18 protein-coding genes and 1 other RNA gene are annotated in these 23,454 nt (G+C 70.7%); 6 read left to right on the top strand and 13 right to left on the bottom strand.

Going from position 1 to position 23,454, the window contains the following annotated elements:
• Positions 1 to 58: 58 nt before the first annotated feature.
• The gene (locus tag ACTU3I_RS08085) at positions 59 to 901 is read left to right on the top strand and encodes a DUF1295 domain-containing protein (protein ID WP_442925148.1); all 843 of its coding nucleotides are present in this window, start codon (positions 59 to 61) and stop codon (positions 899 to 901) included.
• Position 902: 1 nt separating this feature from the next.
• On the opposite strand, the gene galE is transcribed toward ACTU3I_RS08085, so the two are convergent.
• The 5 genes from galE to ACTU3I_RS08060 all read right to left on the bottom strand — a co-directional run bounded on the left by galE (position 903) and on the right by ACTU3I_RS08060 (position 6,738).
• The gene (gene galE, locus ACTU3I_RS08080) at positions 903 to 1,925 is read right to left on the bottom strand and encodes a UDP-glucose 4-epimerase GalE (RefSeq protein WP_442925147.1); all 1,023 of its coding nucleotides are present in this window, start codon (positions 1,923 to 1,925) and stop codon (positions 903 to 905) included.
• 71 nt (positions 1,926 to 1,996) lie between these two features.
• Entirely contained in the window at positions 1,997 to 2,602 is a 606-nt protein-coding gene (locus tag ACTU3I_RS08075; protein WP_442925146.1) for a thymidine kinase, read from the bottom strand.
• A 6-nt stretch (positions 2,603 to 2,608) separates the two neighbouring features.
• Complete coding sequence (locus tag ACTU3I_RS08070) at positions 2,609 to 4,084, bottom strand: malate:quinone oxidoreductase (RefSeq protein ID WP_442925145.1); 1,476 nt, start codon at positions 4,082 to 4,084, stop codon at positions 2,609 to 2,611.
• A gap of 83 nt (positions 4,085 to 4,167) precedes the next feature.
• Positions 4,168 to 5,238 carry an aspartate-semialdehyde dehydrogenase gene (locus ACTU3I_RS08065; protein ID WP_442925144.1) on the bottom strand — a complete coding sequence of 357 codons (1,071 nt, stop codon included), beginning with the start codon at positions 5,236 to 5,238 and terminating at the stop codon, positions 4,168 to 4,170.
• Between the two features lie 213 nt (positions 5,239 to 5,451).
• Positions 5,452 to 6,738: an aspartate kinase gene (locus ACTU3I_RS08060; protein ID WP_442925143.1), complete on the bottom strand. Its 1,287-nt coding sequence runs from the start codon at positions 6,736 to 6,738 to the stop codon at positions 5,452 to 5,454.
• A gap of 150 nt (positions 6,739 to 6,888) precedes the next feature.
• Between ACTU3I_RS08060 and ACTU3I_RS08055 the strand changes: the two genes are divergently transcribed.
• Positions 6,889 to 7,380, top strand: coding sequence for a hypothetical protein (locus ACTU3I_RS08055; protein ID WP_442925142.1), 492 nt, complete (start codon positions 6,889 to 6,891; stop codon positions 7,378 to 7,380).
• Here ACTU3I_RS08055 and ACTU3I_RS08050 read toward each other — a convergent pair whose 3' ends face one another.
• The 7 genes from ACTU3I_RS08050 to pta all read right to left on the bottom strand — a co-directional run bounded on the left by ACTU3I_RS08050 (position 7,381) and on the right by pta (position 17,885).
• The gene (locus ACTU3I_RS08050) at positions 7,381 to 8,316 is read right to left on the bottom strand and encodes a DMT family transporter (RefSeq protein WP_442925141.1); all 936 of its coding nucleotides are present in this window, start codon (positions 8,314 to 8,316) and stop codon (positions 7,381 to 7,383) included.
• Entirely contained in the window at positions 8,313 to 8,906 is a 594-nt protein-coding gene (gene recR / locus ACTU3I_RS08045) for a recombination mediator RecR (protein ID WP_442925140.1), read from the bottom strand. Before recR ends, ACTU3I_RS08050 begins: the two co-directional genes overlap by 4 nt.
• Before the next feature lie 3 nt (positions 8,907 to 8,909).
• Positions 8,910 to 11,039, bottom strand: coding sequence for a DNA polymerase III subunit gamma and tau (locus ACTU3I_RS08040; RefSeq protein WP_442925139.1), 2,130 nt, complete (start codon positions 11,037 to 11,039; stop codon positions 8,910 to 8,912).
• A gap of 82 nt (positions 11,040 to 11,121) precedes the next feature.
• Positions 11,122 to 13,668 carry a glycoside hydrolase family 65 protein gene (locus ACTU3I_RS08035; RefSeq protein ID WP_442925138.1) on the bottom strand — a complete coding sequence of 849 codons (2,547 nt, stop codon included), beginning with the start codon at positions 13,666 to 13,668 and terminating at the stop codon, positions 11,122 to 11,124.
• Positions 13,669 to 13,711: 43 nt separating this feature from the next.
• Positions 13,712 to 14,455 carry an HAD family hydrolase gene (locus ACTU3I_RS08030; protein ID WP_442925137.1) on the bottom strand — a complete coding sequence of 248 codons (744 nt, stop codon included), beginning with the start codon at positions 14,453 to 14,455 and terminating at the stop codon, positions 13,712 to 13,714.
• Positions 14,456 to 14,493: 38 nt separating this feature from the next.
• Entirely contained in the window at positions 14,494 to 15,732 is a 1,239-nt protein-coding gene (locus ACTU3I_RS08025) for an acetate/propionate family kinase (RefSeq protein ID WP_442925136.1), read from the bottom strand.
• Entirely contained in the window at positions 15,729 to 17,885 is a 2,157-nt protein-coding gene (gene pta, locus ACTU3I_RS08020) for a phosphate acetyltransferase (protein WP_442925135.1), read from the bottom strand. The genes ACTU3I_RS08025 and pta overlap by 4 nt, the downstream gene beginning before the upstream one ends.
• A gap of 22 nt (positions 17,886 to 17,907) precedes the next feature.
• On the opposite strand from pta, the gene ACTU3I_RS08015 reads away from it, so the two are divergent.
• Positions 17,908 to 18,585 (top strand): NUDIX domain-containing protein, encoded by a 678-nt coding sequence (locus tag ACTU3I_RS08015; protein WP_442925134.1) that lies wholly within the window; start codon positions 17,908 to 17,910, stop codon positions 18,583 to 18,585.
• A gap of 17 nt (positions 18,586 to 18,602) precedes the next feature.
• On the opposite strand, the gene ffs is transcribed toward ACTU3I_RS08015, so the two are convergent.
• Positions 18,603 to 18,699: signal recognition particle sRNA small type (gene ffs, locus ACTU3I_RS08010), an RNA gene on the bottom strand.
• Between the two features lie 133 nt (positions 18,700 to 18,832).
• Between ffs and ACTU3I_RS08005 the strand changes: the two genes are divergently transcribed.
• Genes ACTU3I_RS08005 through ACTU3I_RS07995 form a run of 3 tightly spaced genes read left to right on the top strand, consistent with a single transcriptional unit; the run spans position 18,833 to position 23,396 of the window.
• A complete protein-coding gene (locus ACTU3I_RS08005) occupies positions 18,833 to 19,849 on the top strand; it encodes an AAA family ATPase (protein WP_442925133.1) in 1,017 nt (338 codons plus the stop codon).
• Positions 19,850 to 19,855: 6 nt separating this feature from the next.
• Positions 19,856 to 21,097 carry a DUF58 domain-containing protein gene (locus tag ACTU3I_RS08000; protein ID WP_442925132.1) on the top strand — a complete coding sequence of 414 codons (1,242 nt, stop codon included), beginning with the start codon at positions 19,856 to 19,858 and terminating at the stop codon, positions 21,095 to 21,097.
• Positions 21,087 to 23,396 (top strand): transglutaminase family protein, encoded by a 2,310-nt coding sequence (locus ACTU3I_RS07995; RefSeq protein ID WP_442925131.1) that lies wholly within the window; start codon positions 21,087 to 21,089, stop codon positions 23,394 to 23,396. Before ACTU3I_RS08000 ends, ACTU3I_RS07995 begins: the two co-directional genes overlap by 11 nt.
• Positions 23,397 to 23,454 lie beyond the last annotated feature (58 nt).

Raw genomic sequence — 23,454 nt, 5'->3', positions numbered from 1 at the left:
TGGTCAGACCACAATACGGCGCGAGGTCAGACCACACAAGCGGGTCTACCCTGATGCCGTGGAACCGTTGACACTCGTCTTGATCCTCGCCGCGGTGACGTGCGCCGCCTGCTGGGTGCTGTCGCTGATCACGAAGGACACCTCCTGGGTCGATCGCATCTGGTCCGTCGTCCCGGTCCTGTACGTCTGGGTCTTCGCCGCCGCCGCGCTCATCGCGGGTGAGAACGCGACCCGCCTGCTCGTGATGGCGGTGCTCGTCACGGCATGGGGCGCGCGCCTCACCTTCAACTTCGCCCGCAAGGGCGGGTACACCGGCATGGAGGACTACCGGTGGGCGATCCTGCGCGCCCGCATGACGCCGGCGCAGTTCCAGGTGTTCAACCTGCTCTTCATCGTGCTGTATCAGAACGCTCTGCTCGTGTTCATCACGCTGCCCGCCCTGATCGCGTGGCAGCATCCGTCGCCCTTCACGGGCTGGGACGCCGCCCTCGCCGTCGTGTTCGCGCTCTTCCTGATCGGCGAGTACGTCGCCGATCAGCAGCAGTGGCGTTTCCATCAGGCGAAGAAGCGCGCCGGCGGCACCCTCGAGCCGGGGTTCGCGACCCAGGGCCTGTGGCGCACCAGCCGGCACCCGAACTTCTTCTTCGAGCAGGCGCAGTGGTGGGTCTTCTATCTGCTGGGAGCCGCGGCAGCCCTCGCGGGCGGCGCGGGGGTGTGGGGCGGGATACTGAACGGGACGATCGTCGGGCCGGCCTTGCTCACCGCACTGTTCATCGGCTCGACGATCTTCACCGAGTCCATCACGGCCTCGAAGTATCCGGCTTACGCCGACTATCAGCGCACCACGTCGATGCTCGTCCCGTGGCCGCGGCGCAAGGCGCCGGTCGCGGCCCACCCGTAGGTCACCGGGCGGTGGCGTACCCCTGCGGGTTCGTGCTCTGCCAGTTCCAGTAGTCACGGCTCGCGTCGTCGATCGTGAGGCGCGTCCGCCAGCCGAGCACGTCGGCTGCCTTCGACGGATCGCAATACGTCGCGGCGACATCGCCCGGCCGGCGGGGCAGGACGCGGGACGGAAGCGCTCGGCCGACCGCCTTCTCGAAGGAGGCGATGAGCTCCAGGACGCTCACCGGACGGCCGGTGCCCAGGTTGAACACCGCAGCGCCCGGCTGGGCCTGCTCCAGGGCGACGACGTGCCCCTCCGCGAGGTCGACGACGTGGATGTAATCGCGCAGCCCCGTGCCATCGGGCGTGTCGTAGTCGTCGCCGAAGATCCCGATCTCATCGAGCGCCCCGATGGCGACGCGCGAGACGAAGGGCATCAGGTTGTTGGGGATGCCGGCCGGGTCTTCGCCGATGAGCCCGCTGGGGTGAGCGCCGACGGGGTTGAAGTAGCGGAGCACCGTGACGTTCAGGTCGGGGTTCACTCGAGCGACGTCGGCGAGCACGACCTCGTTCATGCGCTTGGACTTGCTGTACGCGTTGGAGAGATCGACGCTCGTGGTCGACTCCTCGGTGAAGGGCAGGTCGGCCGGATCCGAGTAGACGGTGCCGGTGCTGGAGAACACGAAGGAGCGGATGCCGTGGCGCACTCCGACCTCGACCAGCGCGAACGTCGTGTCGAGGTTGTTGCGGTAGTACTCCAGCGGGATCCGCGTCGACTCGCCCACCGCCTTGAAGGCGGCGAGGTGGATGATGGCGTCGAACGGCCCGTGGTCGGCGAACACCGATTCGACCACGGCGCGATCGGCGGCGTCGCCAGTCACCAGCGGAGCGGGCTTGCCGGTGATCTGCGCCACCCGGTCGGCGGCGACGGCGCTCGTTCCGGAAAGATCGTCCAGCAACACCACGTCGTGCCCGGCGTCCAGCAGGGCGACGGCGGTGTGCGCGCCGATGTATCCGGCGCCGCCGGCAAGGAGGACTCGCATGCTTTCAGCGTAGCCGTCGTCGTGGCGCCGTCTCGCGCCGTGCGCGTCGCTGAGCAGCCGGGAGGGAGAGGTCAGCGGCCGTCGAGGCGCCCGCCGGATTCCCGCAGGTAGCACGCGGCGCACATCGACTCGTACGTCACCACCCCGGTCGTCGGGCCCTCGTCGATCGCCACCTGATCGCCGTCGAAGACGAAGCGGCCGTCGATGAGGCGGGCGTTGAAGATCGCCTTGCGTCCGCACCGGCAGATCGTCTTCAGCTCTTCGAGGCTGTGGGACAGCTCCAGCAGGCGGCCGGAGCCGGGGAAGGCCTCGGTGCGGAAGTCGGTGCGGATCCCGTAGGCGATCACGGGGATGTCATCGAGCACGGCGACGCGCAGGAGATCGTCTACCTGGGCCGGGGAGAGGAACTGCGCCTCATCGACGAGCAGGCACGCGACCTCCCGTGCCCCCGCCGCCATGTGGAACGCGGCACGGGCGTCAGCATCCGGCGCGATCAGGAAGTCGACGGTGCGCGTGACGCCGAGCCGAGATGCGATCTGGTCGGCGCCCTTGGTGTCGATCTCGGGTTTGGTCAGCAGCACGCGCTGGCCGCGCTCTTCATAGTTGTAGGCCGCTTGAAGGAGCCCCGTGGACTTCCCCGAGTTCATCGCGCCGTAGCGGAAGTACAGCTTGGCCATGACGACTCAGGCGGTGAGGGCCAGAACCTGCGCGGTCTCCGAGGTGACCTCGCGAGCGATCTCGGGACGCGGGTTGAGCGTCTCGCCGTACGTCGGGATCAGGGCCTTCAGCCGCGGCTCCCACTCGGGCATCCGGTCGGGGAAGCAGGTCTTCAGCAGCCCGAGCATGATCGACACGGCGGTGGAGGCGCCCGGGGATGCTCCGAGCAGGCCCGCGATCGAGCCGTCCGCGGCGCTGACGACCTCGGTGCCGAACTGCAGCACGCCGCCCTTCTTCGGGTCGCGCTTCATGACCTGAGCGCGCTGACCGGCGTTGAGCAGTTCCCAATCCTCCGCCTCGGCGGTGGGCATGAACTCGCGAAGGCTGTCGACCTTCTTCGCGTGGTTCTTCAGCAGCTCCGACACCAGATACTTGATGAGGCCGGGGTTGTCGATGGCGACCTTCAGCATCGGGATCAGGTTGTGCGGGCGCACCTGGGTGACGAGGTCGAGCGGGGAACCGTTCTTGAGGAACTTCGGGCTGAAGGTCGCGAACGGACCGAACAGCAGGGAGGTCTCACCGTCGACGACACGGGTGTCCAGGTGAGGCACCGACATGGGCGGGGCGCCCACGGACGCCTGCGAGTACACCTTCGCCTTGTGCTGCGCCACGATCGCGGGGTTGGACGTCTTCAGCCACTGGCCGCCGACGGGGAACACGCCGTACCCCTTGATCTCCGGGATTCCCGAGCGCTGCAGCAGTTTCAGTGCCCAGCCGCCCGCGCCGACGAAGACGAAGCGCGCGCGGACGCGGCCGGGAGTGTGGCCGATGGTGTGGCGGAACCCGACCTCCCACGTGCCGTCCTTCTGGCGCTTCAGACTGCGCACCTCGCGGTTGGTGACGACGTCGACGCCGGAGTTCTGGAGGTGGTCGAAGAGCTGACGCGTGAGCGAGCCGAAATCGACATCGGTGCCGGAGGGCACGCGCGTGGCCGCGAACGGCTGATCCGTCTTCAGCCGCTTCTTCATCAGCAAGGGCGCCCACTGGTGGATGACGCGGGAGTCTTCGCTGAACTCGATTCCGGCGAACAGCGGCTGGTCCTTCAGCGCCTCGTAGCGCTTGCGGAGGTACGTGACATCCTTCTCGCCGCGCACGAACGTCATGTGCGGCGTGGAGTTGATGAAGGTCTCCGGGGCGTTGAGGACGCCCTCCTCCACGAGGTTCGACCAGAACTGGCGGCTCTGCTGGAACTGCTCGTTGATCGCGACGGCCTTCGCCGGGTCGACGCTCCCATCGGGCGCCTGCGGCATGTAGTTCAACTCGCACAGCGCAGCATGGCCCGTGCCGGCGTTGTTCCACGCGTTGGAGCTCTCCTGAGCGACCTCGCCCAGACGCTCGAACACCGCGATCTTCCAATCGGGCTGCAGATCCCTCAGCAGCGTCCCCAAGGTGGCGCTCATGATCCCGCCGCCGATGAGCAGGACGTCGACGTTATCGGTCACCAGACGATTCTAGGCGGCAGCATCCGGCTCTCTCGACATCAAGAGATCGGATCCGCTCGACATCGAGAGAGTTCAGGTGCTGATCAGGCGTTTGCTCCGAGGCGTGCCGCGACGATCTCGGCGATCTGCACGGCGTTGAGCGCCGCGCCCTTGCGGAGGTTGTCGTTGCTGATGAACAGCGCGAGACCCTTGCCCTCCGGAGCGGACTGGTCGGCGCGGATGCGGCCGACATAGCTCGGGTCGGTACCGGCTGCCTGAAGGGGCGTCGGCACCTCCTCCAGCTTCACCCCGGGCGCGGTGGCGAGGATCTCTCGCGCGCGCTCGGGCGTGAGATCCCGCGCGAATTCCACGTTGATGCTCAGCGAGTGGCCGGTGAAGACCGGCACGCGCACGCACGTGCCCGCGACGCGGAGATCGGGCAGCTCGAGGATCTTGCGACTCTCGTTGCGGAGCTTCTTCTCCTCGTCGGTCTCGTTGAGGCCGTCGTCGACGAGATTGCCGGCGAACGGGATCACGTCGAACGCGATCGGCGCGACGTACTTCTCCGGCTCGGGGAAATCGAGCGCGGAGCCGTCGCGGACGAGGCGCTCGACATCGCCCTGCGCCAGCACGCCCTCGACCTGGCCGAGCAGCTCTTGCGCACCGGCGAGACCCGAACCGCTGACCGCCTGGTACGTGCTGACGATCAGGCGCTCGAGGCCGGCCTCGGCATCCAGCACCTTCAGCACCGGCATCGCCGCCATCGTCGTGCAGTTGGGGTTCGCCACGATACCCTTGCGGGCCTCGTCGATCGCGTGCGGGTTGACCTCGCTGACCACCAGGGGCACGTCGGGGTCCATGCGCCAGGCGCTGGAGTTGTCGATGACGAGCGCGCCGGCCTCGGCGAAGCGCGGGGCGTGCGCGCGACTGCCGGTGGCGCCGGCGGAGAACAGCGCGACGTCGATTCCCGACGGGTCGGCGGTCGCGACGTCCTCGACGATCACGTCGTGGCCGGCGAACTCGATCGAGGTACCCGCCGAGCGGGCCGTCGCGAAGAAGCGGACCTCGCGGATCGGGAACGAGCGCTCCACGAGGATCTCGCGCATCACCGAGCCGACCTGGCCGGTGGCGCCGACGACGGCGACGGAGATTCCGGAATCGGAGATGCGGGTCATGGGGGTGTCCTCGGGTGCTGGTGGCCGGCGCCGAGCGGCGTCTCGCTTCAGATTAGCGCGCCGCCGCATCCCACTCCCCCTGCACGTACTCAGGCAGGACAGGGCGAGGGCGGAAGCCAGACCCCGGAATTCCACGGATCTGCAGCGTGAGAGCTTCCGCTGTGCCTGAGTACGGTCAGGGGCCGGGCTCGAGAAGTGGCAGGAATGCAGCGGTCAGCGGCCGGTGCCGGCGTAGACCGTTGCCTCGACCTCGCCATCCAAGCCGTAGGCGGAGTGCACGACGCGGGCAGCAGAGGCGAGGTCGTCGCCGCGCAGCACCACCGAGATGCGGATCTCCGACGTCGAGATCATCTCGATGTTGATGCCCGCGACGCTCAGCGCCTCGAAGAGCGTCGCCGAGACGCCCGAGTGCGTGCGCATTCCGGCGCCGACGACGGAGAGCTTGCCGATCTGATCGTCGTGCACGAGGCTCTCGAAGCCCACCTCGCGCTGGTCGGCGGCCAGCGCCTTCAGGGCCGTCGGAGCATCCGTCTTGGGGAGCGTGAAGGAGATGTCGGTGCGGCTGGTGGCCGCAGCCGACACGTTCTGCACGATCATGTCGACATTGGCGCCGGACTTCGCGACGATCTTGAAGATCTCGGCCGCCTTGCCGGGCACGTCGGGCACGCCGATGACGGTGATCTTCGCCTGACTCAGGTCGGTGGCGACGCCGGCGACGATGGGCTCTTCCATCTGGACTCCCTCGGGGATGAGGCTGGACGTGCGGGAGCGATCGAGCACCCACGTGCCCTCGCTCGAGCTGAACGTGGAACGGGCGTGGATGAGCACGCCGTGGCGACGGGCGTACTCGACCGCCCGGATGTAGAGGACCTTGGCGCCGTTCGCGGCGAGCTCGAGCATCTCTTCGCTGGAGATCCGGTCGAGCTTGCGGGCGTTCGGGACGACCCGGGGGTCGGCGGTGAAGATGCCGTCGACGTCGCTGTAGATCTCGCACACGTCGGCCTCGAGCGCCGCGGCGAGGGCGACGGCTGTCGTGTCGGAGCCGCCGCGGCCGAGCGTCGTGATGTCGCGGGTGTCGCGGTTGAACCCCTGGAAGCCCGCGACGATGACGATCGCGCCCTCGTCCAGCGCCTCACGGAGGCGGATGGGGGTCACATCGACGATGCGCGCGGCGCCATGGGTGGCGTCGGTGATCATGCCGGCCTGGCTGCCGGTGAACGAACGGGCCTCGAAGCCCATGGAGTGGATCGCCATGGCCAGGAGCGCCATCGAGATGCGCTCACCGCTGGAAAGCAGCATGTCGAGCTCCCGGGGCGCCGGGATCGGGGCGACCTGACCGGCGAGGTCGAGCAGCTCATCGGTGGTGTCGCCCATGGCGCTCACGGCGACGACCACGTCGTGCCCCGCGCGTCGGGTGTCGACGATGCGCTTGGCGACGCGCTTGATGCTCGCGGCGTCGGCGACCGACGAACCGCCGTACTTCTGGACGATCAGCGCCACGTGTGGATCTCCCGGGATGCGTCGCCCGGCGGTGCGCCGGGGGCAGAGACGGGCGGATGCTGCGCCCGGCTCCCATTCTAGAGAAGGGCGCATTCCGCATCCGCCATGCGGTGCGCGCGGGGCACCCTCCCTCACCGATAGCATCCGGCCATGGAAGCGCTCGAGGGATGGTCGGAATTCAACGTCGCGATGGTCGGTGCCACGGCGGCCCTCGCCGGCCTCGTGATCGTCGCGGCGAGCGTGAACATCGCCGACATCGTGAAGGAGGCCTCGCTCACCGCTCGGCTGGGCGCCGCCATCGCCGCGCTGATCCTCGCCCTGTCGGGGTCGGCGATCGGGCTGATCCCCCGCATCCCGGTCGCGGCCTACGGGATCGCCGTGCTCGTCCTGGCGCTCATGGCGACGATGTTCGCCGCGGTGGCGGCGCGACGCGTGTACCAGAACCGGCGACCCGCCAACCGGTTCAAGGGGCTCCGCAGCGCCGTCAGCTTCCTCCCCGCGGCGACGTACGTGGTCGGCGCGGCTCTCCTGCTGGGCGGTGCGGCCGGCGCGGGACTGGTCGTGTTCGCCGTCGGCTCCGTCGTCGCCGTCATCACGGCGCTCGTGGTGTCGTGGATCGTGCTGGTCGAAGTGCTCCGCTGATCAGCCGGGCGCCACCGGCGGCGGCTCGCCGGGGCGGCGACGGATGCGCACGCTCCCGCCGGTCGCGGCGAGCCAGCATCCGGCGATCACCAGCGGCAGGCCGACGATCAGGCCCGCGTGCAGCGGTTCGGCGAGCACGAGCGCACCCAGCGCGATCGCCACGAGCGGATTGACGTACGTGAACAGTGGCGCCCGGGCGGGCCCGACCTCGGCGATGAGCGCGAAGAACGCCAGGAACGCCACGGCGGTGCAGAAGACCGTGAGCGCCGCCACGGACAGCAGGCTCGGGAGGGTCGGCGTCTCGTGCTGGGTGAGGAAGGCGAACGGCAGGTACCCGACACCGATGAACAGCAGCGACATCGTGATCGAACCGAGCGAGGGGACGCCGCGGAGCTTGGTGGCCACGACGAAGGGCGCGATGGCGTAGAGCACGGCCACCAGGAGCACCTCGCCGCTGGCCAGCAGCACCGGCACCCCGCCCCCGGCCGCGAGCCCCGGACCGGCTACGACCGCGGCCACTCCGATGAATCCCACGGCCAGTCCGACGATGCGGACCGGGCTCAGGGCACCGCGATCGCCGCCGACGAAACCGATGATCGCCGCGAAGAGCGGGACTGTCGCGACCAGCAGTCCCGTCAGGCCCGACGGCAGGGTCTGTTCGGCGTGGCCGAGGAGAAGGAACGGGCCGGCCATCTCGAGCAGTCCGAAGACGAGCACCCACCGCCACGCGCGCAGCGCCGGCCGGACGACCCCCGCCCGCAACGCGAACGGCAGCAGCAGCAGCGCCGCGCCCAGGGTGCGGATGCAGACGACCGCGGGGGGCGACAGCGACTCCACCGCCTCCTTGATGAACAGGTACGGCATGCCCCACAGCAGGCACATGGTCGCGAAGAGCAGCCAGGCGCGGGGCGTGAACCGTGTCGCGAGGGCGCTCACAGGGTGCGTCGGCCCTCGAAGGCGCGGCCCAGCGTCACCTCGTCGGCGTACTCGAGGTCGCCGCCGACGGGGAGACCGGACGCGAGACGCGTCACCCGGATCTCGAGGGTATGGAGCAGCCGGCTGAGGTAGGTGGCCGTCGCCTCGCCCTCGAGGTTCGGGTTCGTCGCGAGGATGACCTCCTGCACCGTGCCGTCGGCCAGACGCTGCATCAGCTGGGTGATCCGGAGGTCATCGGGTCCGACGCCCGCGATCGGGCTGATCGCGCCGCCGAGCACGTGGTACAGGCCGCGGAACTCGCGCGTCCGCTCGATCGCGGCGACGTCCTTGGCGTCTTCGACGACGCAGATGAGGGTGTCGTTTCGCCGAGGATCTCGGCAGATCGAGCAGCGCTCCTGCTCCGACACGTTGCCGCAGACCTCGCAGAACCGCACCTTCTCGCGGATCTCCGAGAGGATCTGCGCCATCCGCGACACGTCGAACGAGGGGGTCTGCAGGATGTGGAACGCGATGCGCTGCGCCGATTTCGGGCCGATGCCGGGGAGCCGCCCGAACTCGTCGATGAGGTCTTGAACGATGCCGTCGTACATGGCTCAGTTGAACCTCGTCGGCGACTGGTGCGGCTCCTCGCGCACGAACGTCGCGCCGAGCACCTGCCGCACGACGGCCTCGCCGTAGCGCTGCACGCCGCTGCGCGGGGGGACGATCGGCGGCGCGACAGTGGGCGGCACGGGGAGGTCCCGGGGTTCGTCGGGGTCGGGCTCGTCGGCGTCGTCCTCGGGTGCGGGCGGTGCATCGGGGAGGATCTCGCCCTCGCGTACGGGGGCGAGGGTGGCCGTGCGGGCACCGGCTGATGCGGCGTCTTCCGGCTCGTCGTCCACGGCGAACTGCGCGAGCGCCGCGGGCGGACCCGCGGGTGAAGGCTCGTCGGCGGCGACCGGGATCGGAGCGACCGCCCACTCGGTCACCGGGGCCGCGGAGGCCGCCGTCGCGGGGCGGCGCTCGGGCGCGGGAGGCGGGGCGGCGGGGGCGTCACCGGGGCCGGGCCCGGGGCCGTCACCGTCATGCTTGGCGAGGAACTTCACGCGGATGGCGAGGATCCCGAGGATGGCCTGACGAAGATCCTCGCTCGGGCCGGCGCCGGCCGAGCGCTTCTTGAAAGCCGCGAGGTCGTTGGCGCTCGCGAACGACAGGGTCAGCACGTCGTCGTCGAGGTCGATCACGCGCGCGCCGGAGGCGACGAGCCACGAGGTGCGGCTGAGGGTCTCGAGGCGGGCGAGCACCTCCGGCCAGGCGTCGCGCATCCGCTGCGTGGAGAGCGGACCCGCGGGCGCCGGCGGGGCGAAGGCCGGCTCCGGGGCGGGCGCTTCGTCTCGCTGCGCTCGCTCAGCGACCGGGGCGGAGGTCTGCGCTGGCTCAGCGACCGGGGCGGAGGCCGGTACCGGGGCGGCGGGCTGCGCTCGCTCAGCGACCGGAGTGGCGGGCTGCGCTCGCTCAGCGACCGGAGTGGCGGGCTGCGCTGGCTCAGCGACCGGGGCGGAAGGCGAAGCGGACGCCGCCGGGGCCGGGGCGGGCTCCGCGGCGGGGCCGATGGCACGGGCCAGCACGCGTGCCACGAGCAGCTCGAGCTGCAGTCTCGGCGACGTCGCTCCGGTCATCTCGTCGAGCGCCGCGATCACGAGGTCGGCGGTGCGCGACAGTCGCGCTGCCCCGAACACGGAAGCCTGCCGCGCCATGCGCTCGAGCTCGTCGGCGGGGACCCCCCGCAGCACCGCCGACGCCCCCTGCCCGGTGGCGGCGATCACGATGAGATCGCGCAGCCGCTCGAGAAGGTCGTCGACGAATCGCCGCGGATCCTGACCGGTCTGCACCACGCGATCCACGGCCGAGAACGCCGCTGCCGCGTCACCCTGGCCGAACGCGTCGACCACCTCGTCCAGGAGCTCGGCGTGCGTGTACCCGAGAAGTGACACGGCACGCTCGTACCGCACCGTCACGGTCCCCGTCGAGCCTCCGGCGGTCTCCGCAACCGCCTCGGAGCCCGCGATCAGCTGGTCGAGCAGCGACAGGGTGTCGCGAGGCGACCCGCCCCCCGCCCGCACCACGAGGGGCAGCACGCCGGGCTCGACCGTGACGCCCTCGGTGGCGCACAGCTCCTGGACGTACTCGAGCATCGCGGCGGGCGGCACGAGACGGAACGGGTAGTGGTGGGTGCGCGACCGGATGGTGCCGAGCACCTTCTCGGGCTCGGTGGTGGCGAAGATGAACTTCACGTGGTCGGGCGGCTCCTCGACGAGCTTCAGCAGCGCATTGAAGCCCTGCTGCGTGACCATGTGCGCCTCGTCGAGGATGAAGATCTTGAAGCGATCGCGCGCCGGGGCGAAGATCGCACGCTCGCGGAGGTCGCGGGCATCGTCGACGCCGTTGTGGCTCGCGGCGTCGATCTCGACGACGTCGAGCGACCCTCCCCCGCCGCGGCCGAGCTCGACGCAGCTGTCGCACGTGCCGCACGGGGTGTCGGTGGGGCCCGCGGCGCAGTTCAGGCATCTCGCGAGGATGCGCGCGGACGTGGTCTTGCCGCATCCGCGCGGACCCGAGAACAGGTAGGCGTGACCCACACGGTCGCTGCGCAGCGCCGTCATGAGCGGGTCGGTGACCTGGGACTGCCCGATCATCTCGCCGAACGCCTCGGGGCGGTATCGGCGGTACAGGGCTGTCGTCACCCGAACAGCCTACGGCGTACCGCCGACACGTGTGCGGGGCGGCGAGGAGTGCTCCGCCCCGGCCGCCGCCGCTCCCCCGGGCTCACGTGTCGACGGACACCGGGGCCGGCATGCCGGTGCCGGTGAGGTCGTCCTCGACGATCGGGATCGCCGCCGTCGTGGTGGGAACCGAAGCCGACAGGAAGGTGCCGTCCTCCCGGCGCGCATCCGCGAACTGCCGCAGCGAGGGCTTCCCGGCCATGACCGGACCCTGCCCGAGCAGCGGCGCCTCCACGCGGCTCCCGCCCTGGACGGAGTACGGGACGCCGCGCACGGAGAAGTTGACGGGGTCGCCCTCGCCGGCCTCCACGACAAGCACGTCCCGGCGGAGCGTGATCGACAGCCGCGTGCCGTGCCACTGGAGCGTGTACGACAGCGATGGCCAGTCCGCGGGCAGGCGCGGGTCGAACGTCAGCTCGCCGAAGTGGTCGCGCATGCCGCCGAACCCCGACACGAGCGCCGTCCACACCCCGCCGGCGGATGCGACGTGCACGCCGTCGGCGGCGTTGTCATGCAGATCGCCCAGGTCGACGAACAGGGAGTTCCGGAAGTACTCCAGTGCGAGGTCCTGATAGCCGACCTCGGCCGCGAGGATCGCCTGGACGACAGCCGACAGCGTGGAGTCGCCCGTGGTGAGCGGGTCGTAGTACTCGAAGTCGGCGAGCTTCTCCTCGGCGGTGAAATGGTTGCCCTGCAGGAACAGGGCGAGCACCACGTCGGCCTGCTTGAGCACCTGGTAGCGGTAGATGACCAGCGGATGGAAGTGCAGCAGCAGCGGCCGCTGATCGGCGGGCGTGTGCTCGAGGTCCCAGATCTCCTTCTCGAGGAACACCGCGTCCTGGGGGTGGATGCCCAGCGCCTCGCTGTAGGGGATGTGCATCGCCTCGGCGGCGCGCTCCCACATCTCCGGCTCCGACGGATCGAGGTTCATCCGCTCGACCATGCGCTCGTAGGCGCCGGGGTCGGCCTCCTCCATCTCGCGCACCGTGCGCGCCGCGAACCGCAGGTTGAACCGCGCCATGACGTTCGTGAAGAGGTTGTCGTTGACGACCGTCGTGTACTCGTCGGGTCCGGTCACACCGTGGATGTGGAAGACCTCGTTGTCGCCGTCGATGACGCCGTCGCCCGAGCGCCAGAAGCCGAGGGTGGCCCACAGCCGCGCGGTGTCGACAGCGATGTCGACACCCTCGGAGTCGAGGAAGTCGACGTCCCCGGTCGCGCGGACGTACTTCGCCACCGCGAAGCTGACGTCGGCGTTGATGTGGTACTGCGCGGTCCCGGCCGCATAGTACGCCGAGGCCTCCTCACCGTTGATGGTGCGCCAAGGGAAGAGCGCCCCCGCCTCGTTCAGCTGGTGCGCGCGCTTGCGCGCCGCGGGCAGCATCAGGTAGCGCATCCGCAACGCGTTACGCGCCCACAGCGGCGTCGTGTACGCCAGGAACGGGAGGACGTAGATCTCGGTGTCCCAGAAGTAGTGGCCCGAGTAGCCGGAGCCCGTCACCCCCTTGGCGGGGACACCCTGCCCATCGGCTCGGGCGGCGGCCTGCGCGAGCTGGAACAGACACCAGCGCGTGGCCTGCTGCAGGTCGGGGTGACCCTCGATCCGCACGTCCGACCGCTCCCAGAACGCGTCGAGCCATGCGCGCTGGGAGGCGAGGATCTGCTCGACGCCGATCGACTCGGCACGGTCGAGCCCGCGGCGGGCACGGTCGATGAGCTCGCCCGTGGGGACGCCGCGCGAGGTGTGGTAGCTGACGAACTTCGTGATCGTCGTCGGGACCCCCGCCCGCGCCTGCACCCGGAAGACGTTCTTGGCGATGTCGGGCTCGATGAGGTGGCGCGACGTGTAGGCGTTGTCGGTCTCGACGAGATGGTCGGCGATGACGGCGATCGTCATGCCCGACTCGGTGACGCGGTAGCTCAGCGCGGAGCGCTCGCCGTCCTGCCAGTACTCCTGCGGTTGCAGCACCCGCTCGGCGAGCTTGTCGGTCTTGCGCGGATCGAACCCCGCCGCCGAGCCGCGCGCGCCCATCGGCGACCCGCCGTAGATGCCTTCGCCGTCTTGGCGGTTGATGAGCTGCGAGCTGATCGAGACGGGGGCATCGGCGTTGAGCACCGTCACGGAGAGGCGGATGACGGCGAGATGCCTCTCCTCGAACGACACCAGACGCTCGTCCTCGATCTCGACGTGCTTGCCCGACGGCGTCACCCAGACGATACGACGGCGCAGCACGCCCTCGCGCATGTCGAGCACGCGCTCGTACTCCCGGATGTCGGCGACGTCGAAGGACAACGGCTCATCGTCGACGTACACCCGCAAGACCTTGGCATCCGGGGCGTTGATGATCGTCTGCCCCACCTCGGCGAAGCCGTAGGCCTGCTCGGCGTGGTGGATCGGGAAGATCTCGTGGAAGCCGTTGATGAACGTGCCCTGCTCCTGCGCGAAACGACCCTCGGGGTGGTTTCCGCGCAGCCCGAGATAGCCGTTGCCGACCGAGAACAGCGTCTCGGTCACGCCGGCGTCATCGAGCGAGCCCTCGGTCTCGACGAGTCGCCACTCGTCGACGGGGAAACGACCGCGATCGATCATGGGGTGCCTTCCGGGTGAGGGCGGTTTCGGGTGCTTCGGAAGGTCAGTCTACGAAGGCGGCGAGGTCGTCGACGACGACGGTCGCGCCGGCCTGGCGCAGGTGCTCCGCACCGGCTCCGCGGTCGACTCCGACGACGACGGCGAAGCCCCCGGCCGCGGCGGATTGCACACCGCTGAGCGCATCCTCGAACGCGACGGAACGTGCCGGTTTCACGCCCAGCATGCGCGCCGCCTCGACGAAGACATCTGGGGCGGGCTTGGAGCGGAGGTGCTCGCGCTCGGCGACGACGCCGTCCATCACGACGGGGAACCGGTCGCGGATGCCCGCGGCCTGGAGGACCTCTTCGGCGTTCTTCGAGCTCGAGACGACCGCGATCGGCACGGCCGCCGCCTGGAGCTTCTCGACCAGGCGCAGTGATCCCCGGTAGGGGGCGATGCCCTCGGTGCGCAGGATGCCGGCGAACACGACGTTCTTGCGATTGCCGATACCGCACACCGTGTCGGCCGCCGGGTCGTCCGCCGGGTCGCCCCACGCCAGCTCGATGTCGCGGCTGCGCAGCAGGCTCGCGACGCCGTCGTAGCGCTTCTTGCCGTCGAGGTACTCGAAGTAGTCGCGATCGCTGTAGGCCGGTGAGATGCCCCATTGCGCGAACAGCTGCTCGAACATCGTCCGCCACGCCCGCATGTGCACCTCGGCGGTCGGGGTCAGCACGCCGTCGAGGTCGAACAGGACGGCGTCGTACGCGGTCAGATCGGGCAGGACGGGATCGGGAGTCGCCTCGGGCACGCCTCCAGCGTAGTTGGCCGGTGGGCGGATGCTCGGACTCAGCCCCGTGCGACGGCGAGCGTCTGGCGGGCGATCTCGAGCTCCTCGTCGGTCGGGACGACGAGCACGGCCACGGCGGAGGCATCCGTCGAGATCACGCGGATGCCGCGCTCGCGGGCGGCGTTGCGCTCGGGGTCGACCTCCACTCCGGCGAACGCGAGGGTCGACAGCGCCTCGGCGCGCACGGCCGGCACGTTCTCCCCCACGCCCGCCGTGAAGACGATCACGTCCGCGCCCCCCAGTTGAGCGAGATAGGCGCCGGCGTACGAGCGGAGGCGGTGGATGTACACGTCCCACGCGAGCGTGATCGCGGGGTCCCCCGCTTCGACGCCCGCACGGATGTCGCGCATGTCGCTGACACCGGCCAGCCCCACCAGCCCCGAGCGCTTGTTGAGCAGGTCGTCGAGGTCGGAGATCGACAGGTCGGCGCGACGCGCGAGATGAAGCAGCACCGCCGGGTCGAGGTCGCCCGAGCGCGTCCCCATGACAAGCCCCTCGAGGGGTGTCAGTCCCATCGAGGTCTCCACGGAGCGACCGCCGTCGATGGCGGCGACGGAGGCGCCGTTGCCGAGGTGGAAGACGATCTGCTTCAGCTCCGTGAGGTCGCGGCCGAGGTGACGGGCGGCGGCGGCGCTGACGAACTGATGGCTGGTGCCGTGGAAGCCGTAGCGGCGGATGCGGTGGTCCGCGGCCAGGCGCGCATCGATGGCGTAGGTGTAGGCGGCGGGGGCGAGGGTCTGGTGGAACGCGGTGTCGAACACGGCGACGTGGGGCACGTCGGGGAACGCCGCCCGAGCCGCGCGGATGCCCGCGAGGTTCGCCGGGTTGTGCAGCGGCGCGAGCACGGCGAGCTCGTCGATGTTGATCTCGACGAGCGGGGTGACGAGGGTCGGCTCGTAGAACCGCGCGCCGCCGTGCACGACACGGTGTCCGACGGCCACCGGCGGAGTCTCCTGCAGCGAGGGGCCGTGCGCGGCAAAGGCGTCGAGCATCACCCGCAGACCTGCGGTGTGATCGGGGATCGCGCGTTCGATCTCGTACGTGGCATCCGTCACGGTGAGCGCGGGCGCGTCGCCTCCCGAGGTGAGCGCAGCCGCGGTGACGGTGTGGGTGGCGACGCCGGTCTTCTGCCCGATCCGCTCGAGGAGGCCCGAGGCGAGGACCTGCTCGGTGGCGACGTCGAGGAGCTGGTACTTGAGCGAGGACGAGCCGGAGTTGATCACGAGCACGACGCTCATGCGCTTTCCTCCGCAAGCTCGACCGCACCCTGGGCCTGGATGGCCGTGATGGCGATCGTGTTCACGATGTCGTCGACGGTCGCGCCGCGCGAGAGATCGTTGATCGGCCGGTTGAGCCCCTGCAGGACGGGGCCGATCGCGACGGCGCCGGCCGAGCGCTGCACGGCCTTGTAGGTGTTGTTGCCGGTGTTGAGGTCGGGGAAGATGAACACCGTCGCCCGCCCGGCCACGTCGGACTGCGGCAGCTTCGTCTTCGCCACGGCGGCATCGGCGGCCGCGTCGTACTGGATGGGCCCTTCGACGAGGAGCTGTGGCGCCCGCTCCCGCACGAGCGCGGTCGCCTGGCGCACCTTCTCCACGTCGGCGCCCGAACCGGACTCCCCCGTCGAATACGACAGCATCGCCACGCGCGGCTCGATGCCGAACTGCGCCGCCGTCGCCGCCGACGACACCGCGATGTCGGCGAGCTGGGGGCTCGTGGGGTCGGGGATGACGGCGCAATCGCCGTAGACGAGGACGCGGTCGGCGAGTGCCATCAGGAAGACGCTCGAGACGACGGAGACGCCGCGACGGGTCTTGATGATCTCGAACGCCGGGCGGATCGTGTGGGCGGTGGTGTGCGCGGCGCCCGACACCATTCCGTCGGCGAGGCCGAGGTGCACCATGAGCGTGCCGAAGTACGACACGTCGGTGACGCTGTCGGCCGCGCGCGCATACGTCATGCCCTTGTGCGCGCGGAGCCGCTCGTACTCCCGCGCGAAACGGTCGACCAGATCCGGGTCGAACGGGCTGACGATCCGGGCCGCGCTCAGGTCGATGCCGAGCTCGACGGCGCGGCCGCGCACGTCGCTCTCGTCGCCGAGGATCGTCAGGTCGGCGATCCTCCGGGCGAGGACCGTCGCCGCGGCCCGCAGCACCCGGTCGTCGTCGCCCTCCGGAAGGACGATGTGGCGCCGGTCGCTTCGCGCCCGTTCGACCAGGCCGTATTCGAACATGAGCGGCGTCACGACGCTCGTGTGCACGACACCCAGGGCGCGGGTCAGCTCGGCCGTGTCGACGTGACGCTCGAACATCGCCAGCGCGGTGTCGTACCGGCGCTGCGAGTCGGCGGCCAGGCGGCCTCGCGTGTTCATGACGCGCACGGCCGTGTCGTAGGTGCCGAGGTCTGTGGCGATGATCGGCAGCGACGACCCGAGTCCGTCGATGAGGCGGTCCACCGACTCCGGCAGCTCGAACCCTCCGTTGAGGACCACGCCGGCGAGCGACGGGAAGGTCCCGGATGCGTTGGCCACCAGTGCCGCCAGGAGCACGTCGGCCCGATCGGCAGCGATCACCACGACCGCCGATTCGATGAGCCGCGGCAGGACGTGGACCATCGACATACCGGCGATCACGACCCCCAGCACCTCGCGGCGCAGCAGCTCCGGATCCCCCTTGATCAGCCGTCCGTCCACCGAGCGCATCACGCCTCGCACCGACGGGGCCACGAGGAACCGGTCCTCGGGGAGCGCCCACACCGGCACCGTGCGCCCCGTGGCGAGCGGGCGCTCCGCGGCGACGATGCGAGAGGTCTCGGCGATGATGTCCGCGAGGCCGTCGGGGTCGGCGCGGTTCACGACGACGGCGAACAGCTGGGCCCGCTCGTGCGCGAGCTCCACGAGGGAGAGGGCCGCCAGCTGCCCCACCTCGGCGGCGGTGCGCGGTTCGCCCATGCCCAGCTGCTCGCTCTGGCCCTGATGGCGTCGAGCGCCCAGCACCAGCAGCACGGGGGCGCCGAGGTTCGCGGCGATGCGGGCGTTGTAGCCGAGTTCGGCAGGGCTCGAGACGTCGGTGTAGTCGCTGCCGAGGATCACGACCGCGTCGCACTGCGCTTCGACGGCCTTGTAGCGCTCGACGATCCGCCCGAGCGCCGCATCCGGATCGGCGCGCACATCGTCGTACGTCACGCCGATGCAGTCGTCGTAATCCAGATCGACGCCGTCGTGATCGAGCAGCATCTCCAGCACGTAGTCGCGCTCGGCGGTGGAACGCGAGATGGGGCGGAACACCCCCACGCGCGGCGTGGCACGACTGAGCGCGTCGAGCACCCCGAGCGCCACGGTCGACTTGCCGGAGTGGCCTTCGGCGGAGGTGATGTAGATGCTCTGCGCCACGGGACCACCCTAGGCTGCTTGCGTGAGCCCAACCTCCCCCGGCACGCCCGGCGCCGACATCCCCGACGCACGCGGCCGCACCGGCCTCGACCGCACCGGTGCAGACCTCGACCGAAACCCCCGCGTGCGGGTGAAAGACGTGGAGCTGGTCGCCTCCGCCTGGCACGTCCTGCGCCGGACCACCCTCGAATACCTCGGTGACGACGGCGTGTGGCAGACCCAGCAGCGGGAGACGTACGACCGGGGCAACGGCGCCACCGTGCTCCTCTACGACCAGGCGGCCCGCACGGTGCTGCTGACCCGGCAGTTCCGCTACCCGGTGTACGTGAACGATCACCCCGACGGGATGCTGCTGGAGACCGCGGCGGGGCTGCTGGATGACGACGACCCGGAGACGGCCATGCGCCGCGAGGCGCACGAGGAGACCGGCGTCGCCGTCGGTGACGTGCAGCACGTCTTCGACGTCTACATGAGCCCCGGATCGGTCACCGAACGACTCCACTTCTACGCCGCGCCCTACGACGCAGCATCCCGCAGCGGCGATCGCGGCGGCCTCGAGGAAGAGGGAGAGGAGATCGAGATCGTCGAGCTCGACATCCACGATGCGCTCGCCCGGGTGAGGGACGGGCGCATCCAGGACGCCAAGACCATCCTGCTGCTGCAGTGGGCGGTTCTCGAGGGGCCCTTCGCCGCGCGGTGAGTCCCGCGGCGAGGCAAAGAAAAGACTCTCCGCGCACCCAGCAGAGCCTGGTTACCCTTGCTACGTTTCCGTCCTGGGGGAGTTGGCCTGGATGCCGCCACGCGGAGAGCCGCCCCTACTCTATCCGCCGACGCCGCTGCCCGCCAACGCGGGCGCAGGGCCACCTCTCAGCCCCGGTGAGCTCTCGGCGGGTTACGATCGGGTAACGACGGGCGACGGCGCCCCATCCCCGAACCCGAGGGCACGCATGAACGAGACCGCGATACCCGCTTCCCTCTCCGTGCCGCCGGCCTCCCCGGCACTGACCGCCGAGCAGTTCGGCGAGATCACCGGCGAGATCGTGGACTCGATCTCCCGGGTCATCGACGGAAAGCCGGAGGCCGTGCGCTTCGCGCTGGTGACGCTCCTGGCCGAGGGGCATCTGCTCATCGAGGACGTCCCCGGCGTCGGCAAGACGATGCTGGCGCGCGCCCTCGCCGCCTCCGTGGATGCGAGCGTGCGTCGCATCCAGTTCACTCCTGATCTGCTCCCGGGCGACGTCACCGGGGTCTCGGTGTTCAACCCCGTCAGCCGTGAGTTCGAGTTCAAGCCGGGCGCCATCTTCGCCTCGGTGGTGATCGCCGACGAGATCAACCGTTCCTCTCCTAAGACGCAGTCCGCGCTCTTGGAGGCGATGGAGGAGCGGCAGGTCACCGTCGACGGCCGCACGCACGTGCTCCCGAGTCCCTTCCTCGTGGTCGCGACGCAGAACCCGCTCGAGATGGAGGGCACCTACGCCCTGCCCGAGGCGCAGCGCGACAGGTTCATGGTGCGCATCTCGATGGGCTACCCGGATGCACGCAGCGAAGCGCTCATGCTGCGCCAGCGCGACAGCGTCAATCCGCTGGAGGCTCTCCGGCCCGTCGTGACGGCAGCCCGAGTGAGCGAGCTCATCGCCTGGGCGCGAGCGGTGCACGTCTCCCCCGCCATCGAGGACTACGCCGTCGCGCTGTCCCAGGCGACACGCGCGCACGCCGATCTGCGCCTGGGCGCGAGCCCGCGAGCCACGCTCCAGCTGGTACGTGCGGCGAAGGTCTGGGCGGCGCTGGACGGACGCGCCTTCGTCATCCCCGACGACGTCACCGCTCTGCTGTCGCCCGTCTTCGCCCACCGTCTCATTCCCAGCCGCGCCGCAGCCGGCGGCCGCGCATCGGTGGAGGTCATCGCAGCCGCGCTGGACAGGATCGCGGCATCCGTGCGGGTCCCCCTCGCCGCCCGGGCCTAGGCCGGCATGAGACGCCTGTGGCCGCTGACCGCCCGCGGCACCGCGGCCGCGGTCCTGGCGGTGCTCGCGTTCTTCCTCGCGCACGAGGCCGGGGTCGCCGAGCTGATCTATTTCGGCGTGCTCCTGGCGGCGGTGGTCGTCGTCAGCGTCATCTCGCTGTTCGCCGCCCGCCACACCGAGGCCGTCAGCCGTTCGCTCACCCCCGACGTCGCATCCGTCGGCCGCGAGAGCACCGTGCGGGTGCGTGTCGGTCTGCGCTCGGCGCTTCCCACCGCTCCGGGGCGCTGGGACGATGCCCTCCCGGCAGCGTTCTCCGGGCGGGCGCACGGCGTGTTCCCCGCGATCGGTTCGGGCTTCCGCGGCGAGAGCACCGTCGAATTGACCTACTCGATCGAGGCGGGGCTCCGCGGCGTGCACCCGCTGGGTCCGCTCGTGATCACCGCCACCGACCCGTTCGGGCTGGCACGGCGCAGATTCTCCCTCGGCGAGCGCACGCGCGTCACCGTGGCGCCGGCCCTCGTCGACCTGGCGGCGCTCCCGGGCGCGCCCGGCGAGGCGGGCGGGATGCTGCAGTCAGCGACCGCGCAGCTCGGACAGGGCGCCGACAACCTCGTCGCGCGGCCGTATGCACCGGGCGACTCGATGCGCCGCATCCACTGGCGCGCCACCGCGCACCGCGACGCGCTCATGGTGCGTCAGGAGGAACAGGAGGCCAGCCCCGAGGCGACAGTCGTGCTGGATCGCGGCGCGCTGAGATGGGGTCCGGACGCGCTCCTGGCCCCGGGAACCGATCCCGCCTTCGAGGCAGGGGTGTGCCTGGCCGTCTCCGCGGCGCTCCGCCTCGTGCGCGAGGGCTACACCGTGACGGTCATCGACTCCGACGGCACGAGCCTGTCCGAGCCGATCTCCGGGGGCGAGGTGTACGAGGTGGAGGCGCTCGCGGCGCAGTTCGCGACACTGACCACGCGCAGAGGCGATGACCTCCTCCGCACGGCGGGGCTGTTCGCCGGGGTGCTCACCGGCCCCGTGGTGGTGATCACCGGCCGTCTCGCCGCGGCCGACGCGTCGGCGCTGGCGCCCCTCGTGCATCACTCTGCGCTGCCGATCGTCCTCGGCATCGGCAGCGCGTCCGACGCGATCGACCGCGTACGCGGCTTCGGCTTCTCCGCGGCATCCGTCGCGCCGTCCGGCGACCTGGCCCGAGCGTGGGAGAGCGCGATCGACCGAGGGGGCGCCCGTGTCCGCTGACCCGTGGACCGCCCGGCGCGGCCCCGAGCGCATCGTGGGCCGGCGGCGCACCGACCTCACGCTGGCCATCGGCGTGTTCGTCGCGATCGTGGCGGCGGTGCTGCCGATCCTGCGCGTCATCGAGCCCGCCGGATGGCTCCCCGCCTCGATCCTCCTCGCCGCCGCGGTGCTCGGCACCGGCTTCGCCGCGCGCTGGTTCCGCCTGCCCGGCGTCGCGGTCGCCCTCCTGGAGGCGGCGACCTGGGTGGTCGGACTCACTGCCCTGTTCGGCAGCGGCACCGCGTTCGTGTGGATCATCCCGAGCCCCGAGAGTCTCGCCCTCGTGCCGGTGTACGTCTCCGCGGGGGTGGAGGAGATCGTGCTGGGTGCGGCGCCGCTGGAGGCGGCCGTGCCGCTCGCCTTCCTTCTCGTGGCCGCTGTCGGGCTGGTGGCCATCGCTCTGGACCACGTCGTGCTGACCGCCCGGATGCCGCTGCTGGCGGCCGTGGGGCTGATCGCGGTGTCGCTGATCCCCAGCATCGCCGTTCCCGGGGAGGTCGATCTGCCCGCGTTCGTGCTCCTGGGAAGCGCCATCCTCTTCCTGATGCGCGTGGACACACGCGCCCGTCAGCGGCAGTCGCACGCCCGCGTGGAGGGAACCGAGCGTTCGCGTCAGAGCGGCGCCACCGCGACGGCCGTGGGCATCGGGGCGATCGCCGTGATCGTCGCCCTCGTAGCCGGTCCGCTGCTCCCGGCGCCCGGGGCACGGGCGGGCGGGACGGGCGTCGGCGTGGGCGCCACGATCGATCCCACGCTCGAGCTCGGCGACGACCTCCGACAGCCGCGAGAGGTCGAGGTGCTGTCGCTGCGCTCCACGGCCGCGAACCCGCCCTATCTGCGCGCCGTGACCCTGTCGCGGTTCGACGGCGCGGTCTGGGAGCCCGACGACGGGCGGACGCTTCCCCTCGAAGAAGGCGCGGGTTTCCCCGAGCTGGCGGTGGACGGCGACGTCGAGGTCGGGGAGTATCGCACCACGGTGGAGATCACCGATCTGAACTCGCCCTGGCTCCCGGTCCCCTATCCGGCCACCTCCATCGCCGGCCTGGACGGGGCGTGGGGGACGCTCGCTCAGAACCGCACCGTCGTCACCCGCACCGGCTCGACGCAGGGTCAGGTCTACGAGGTGGTCACGCACGTGCCGCGACCGACGCTCGAGCAGATCCGCGCGCGCAACGCCGGCGGGGAGGTACGCGATGTGACATTCGCCCTTCCGGAGGGCATGCCCGACGTGATCGGCACGACCGCGCGCGAGATCACCGCATCCGCGACCAACGACTACGACGCGCTCCAGGCCCTGCAGTCGTGGTTTCGCAGCTCGGCGTTCTCCTACTCCCTGGAAGCCCCCGTCGACGACGGCTTCGACGGCAGCGGCGCAGAAGCCGTGGCACAGTTCCTCGAGGAGCGTGAGGGCTACTGCGTGCATTTCGCGTCGGCCTTCGCGCTCATGGCGCGCTCTCTCGGCATGCCGACCCGCATCGTGGTGGGATATCTCCCCGGAGCGAACACGAGCACGACCACTCAGGGGCAGACGCTCTACACCGTCTCCAGCAGCCAGCTGCACGCGTGGCCGGAGGTGCACTTCGAGGGCCTCGGATGGATCCCCTTCGAACCCACCAACAGCCTCGGGGTGCCGACGACGTTCTCGGCCGCCTTCGTTCCCGGCGCCGGCAGTCCCGCCGACCGGGCGCCGCAGCAGAGCGCACCCGAGGCGGCAGCCCCGACGGCGACGCCGCCGGCGGGACTGCGCCCGGACGAGAACGTGGATGCAGGAGGCGGCGCCGGCTCGGAGGCATCCGCCAACCCGGCGCCGGGAGTCGCCATCGGATTCCTGACCCTCCTCCTGCTCGTGACCCCCGCCGTGCTCGGAGAGGTGCGACGCCGGCGGCTTCTCGCAGACGCCCGGGGCGGCGACGCCGCGTCGGCCTGGCTCACCGTGCAGGAGGTCGCCATCGATCTGGGCGTCCCCGTTCCCGCGGCGGAGTCGCCCCGCGCGTTCGGCGCGCGGCTGGCGTCGTCGCACGGTGCTCCCGCCGCGGCCGTCGCGATCCTCGTGACGGCGATCGAGCATTCGAGCTACGCCGGGCGACTCTGGCACCCCGATGGCGCGGAGCTCGCGACGGCCGTCGTCGATGTGCGGGCGGGACTGCGGGCCGCGGCGCCGCGATGGCGGCGCGCGCTGGCGCTCGTGGCGCCGCGCTCGATCGTCATCCGGCCGGGGTCGGCGTACGCGCATCCGCCCGAGCCCGCGCCGGCGCACTGATCCTCCGTCGACGCGGACTCGAGCGCTCCGAGCGACCGGGTAGGATGGTCGGCGGCCC

It is taken from the genome of Microbacterium sp. RD1 (genome assembly GCF_052220165.1).
In the GTDB taxonomy this organism is placed as follows: Bacteria; Actinomycetota; Actinomycetes; order Actinomycetales; family Microbacteriaceae; genus Microbacterium.
Note: the sequence above shows the minus strand (reverse complement) of the source record. Positions and strands in the feature narration are given on the sequence as shown.

Coding starts and splice junctions, on each gene's coding strand:
- ACTU3I_RS08025 (WP_442925136.1), bottom strand. CDS start 15,732: ATGAGCGTCGTGCTCGTGATCAACTCCGGCTCGTCCTCGCTCAAGTAC.
- ACTU3I_RS08055 (WP_442925142.1), top strand. CDS start 6,889: ATGGAAGCGCTCGAGGGATGGTCGGAATTCAACGTCGCGATGGTCGGT.
- ACTU3I_RS08075 (WP_442925146.1), bottom strand. CDS start 2,602: ATGGCCAAGCTGTACTTCCGCTACGGCGCGATGAACTCGGGGAAGTCC.
- ACTU3I_RS08035 (WP_442925138.1), bottom strand. CDS start 13,668: ATGATCGATCGCGGTCGTTTCCCCGTCGACGAGTGGCGACTCGTCGAG.
- ACTU3I_RS08005 (WP_442925133.1), top strand. CDS start 18,833: ATGAACGAGACCGCGATACCCGCTTCCCTCTCCGTGCCGCCGGCCTCC.
- ACTU3I_RS08065 (WP_442925144.1), bottom strand. CDS start 5,238: ATGACCCGCATCTCCGATTCCGGAATCTCCGTCGCCGTCGTCGGCGCC.
- ACTU3I_RS08000 (WP_442925132.1), top strand. CDS start 19,856: ATGAGACGCCTGTGGCCGCTGACCGCCCGCGGCACCGCGGCCGCGGTC.
- galE (WP_442925147.1), bottom strand. CDS start 1,925: ATGCGAGTCCTCCTTGCCGGCGGCGCCGGATACATCGGCGCGCACACC.
- recR (WP_442925140.1), bottom strand. CDS start 8,906: ATGTACGACGGCATCGTTCAAGACCTCATCGACGAGTTCGGGCGGCTC.